Origin of the sequence: Acetobacter sp. DsW_063 (assembly GCF_002153745.1) — a bacterium.
GTDB lineage: Bacteria > Pseudomonadota > Alphaproteobacteria > Acetobacterales > Acetobacteraceae > Acetobacter.
Window position 1 is genome coordinate 1 of record NZ_JOPL01000138.1, and the last position, 875, is coordinate 875.

Below are 875 nucleotides of genomic sequence, written 5' to 3' on the forward strand. Positions count from 1 at the left end.
TATCCGTCTGATATCAGCGACGAAGAATGGTCTCTGACTGTTCCGTATTTTCTTCTGATGAAGGGGTGGATTCTAATCTGAAGTGCACCATTGGGGCTAGGGCCTGTTAGGTCTTGAGATGATCTGCCGTTGCTGCAACGCAGATAACAGCCATGAAGGAAGCTGCGGTTTTCTCGTAACGCGTCGCGATGGCGCGCCATTCCTTGGGTCTTGCCCAGAGGTTCTCGACCAGATGGCGATGTCGATAAGCCCATTTCGGACAGGCGACCGGGGGTTCATTGCTCTTGGGCGGGATGATTGGGCGTGAGCCCCTGTCCCATAGGGCTTCTCGAAACTGGTTCGAAGCATAGCCCCGATCACAGACCACGTAGCGCGGGGCGTGCGGCAATGCGTCAAGGAGGGCCATGGCTGAGGGGAGTTCATGGGCCTGACCTGGCGTCAGGGTGAAAGACAGGGCCTTTCCATGGCCATCCGCGGCTACGTAGACCTTGCTACCAAAACCTCCACGCGAGCGGCCAAGTGCTTCACGATCATTTCCACTTCCTCTGAATCCCCCTTTTTGGCCGCTCCTGCCGCCTTGTGGTGAGCCCGGATGTTCGTGCCATCGAGAAACACCATCCCCAGGGCAGGGCGCCTGTCTTTCACGCGTTCGAACAGCGTCTGCCAGACACCAGATTTTGCCCAGCGGATGAAGAGTTGGGCCGCAGTCCACCAAGGGCCGAGTTCCGCAGGAATGGATCGCCACTTTGTCCCATTCTGATGGCGCCAGAAAATCGCCGACATGGTCCGTCGCAGATCGCGAGGCGGGGTTTTGCCTTTCGGAAGAACCGCCTCGATCAGAGGTTCCCAGACCGACCACGCATCATCGGAAAAGA

1 protein-coding gene is annotated in these 875 nt (G+C 57.8%); it reads right to left on the minus strand.

Annotation, left to right across the window (positions count from 1 at the left end):
- Window positions 1-106: 106 nt before the first annotated feature.
- Window positions 107-875 (minus strand): IS5 family transposase gene (locus tag HK28_RS13285; RefSeq protein ID WP_143217430.1). Its coding sequence is split into 2 segments (ribosomal slippage), with 770 coding nucleotides annotated over them: window positions 107-546 and window positions 546-875; the frame shifts between segments, so codons are not numbered across the junction. This gene is flagged as partial in the annotation.